A 1,367-nucleotide genomic window follows, 5' to 3' on the forward strand; every position below is an offset into this window, starting at 1 on the left:
CATTTTTTATTTTAAGGAGGGAAAATAATGTCAAACACGGAAAAGAATTTACCAACTAAATATGATCATATGTCCGTTGAAGAAGGCCTTTATCAATGGTGGCTTGAAGGGAAATATTTTGAAACAACAGGAGATGAGGAGAAGGAATCGTATACAATTGTACTTCCACCTCCCAATGTAACCGCTAAATTACACTTAGGTCATGCCTGGGATACGACGCTTCAAGATATTTTAACTCGCACAAAGCGTATGCAAGGATACGATGTATTATGGCTTCCAGGAATGGATCATGCCGGTATTGCAACGCAAGTAAAAGTGGAGATGAAACTTCATGAAAAAGGGGTTTCACGTTACGATCTTGGGCGTGAGAAATTCCTTGAAAAAACTTGGGAATGGAAAGAAGAGTATGCTTCTCATATTCGGCAACAATGGGAAAATATTGGCTTAGGGTTAGACTATTCTCGAGAATGTTTTACGCTTGATAAAGATGTCTCCGATGCAGTTAACAAAGTATTTGTTCAATTATACGAAAAAGGCTTAATTTACCGTGGTGAATATATTATCAACTGGGATCCAGCAACACGCACAGCTCTTTCTGATATTGAAGTAATTCATAAAGAAGTTCAAGGTGCATTCTACCATATGAACTATCCGTTAACAGACGGTTCAGGTCACATTCGCCTTGCTACTACTCGTCCAGAAACGATGCTTGGTGATACAGCGGTAGCAGTTCATCCAGAAGATGATCGTTACAAACATTTAATCGGAAAAACAGTTACACTTCCAATCGTAGGCCGTGAGATTCCGATTATTGCTGATGAGTACGTAGAAAAAGACTTCGGAACAGGCGTTGTAAAAATTACACCAGCTCATGACCCGAACGACTTTGAAGTAGGTAACCGTCATGACTTACCACACATTTTAGTAATGAACGAAGATGGATCGATGAACGAAAAAGCTGGTAAATATAACGGTATGGATCGTTTCGAATGCCGTAAAGAATTAGTGAAAGACTTACAAGAAGCTGGCGTATTAGTAGAAATCGAGCCACATATGCATTCAGTAGGTCATAGTGAGCGTAGCGGTGCAGTTGTTGAGCCTTACTTATCAACACAATGGTTCGTAAAAATGGCTCCACTTGCTGAAAAAGCAGTAGCGCTTCAACAAAAAGAAGAAGAAAAAGTAACGTTCGTACCAGAGCGTTTTGAAAACACATATTTACGATGGATGGAAAATATTCATGACTGGTGTATTTCTCGTCAATTATGGTGGGGACACCGTATTCCAGCTTGGTACCATAAAGAAACTGGTGAAGTATACGTAGGTACAGAAGCACCAGCAGATATTGAAAACTGGAATCAAGATAA

General features: G+C 39.5%; 1 protein-coding gene. It reads left to right on the plus strand.

Annotated features, from left to right (window positions below):
* Positions 1 to 27: 27 nt before the first annotated feature.
* The coding region (locus tag F3I02_RS27130; protein ID WP_196478614.1) for a valine--tRNA ligase at positions 28 to 1,367 on the plus strand (1,340 nt) is incomplete at its 3' end.

This window comes from Bacillus sp. SRB3LM, assembly GCF_015712745.1.
Classification (GTDB): Bacteria; Bacillota; Bacilli; order Bacillales; family Bacillaceae_G; genus Bacillus_A; species Bacillus_A thuringiensis_K.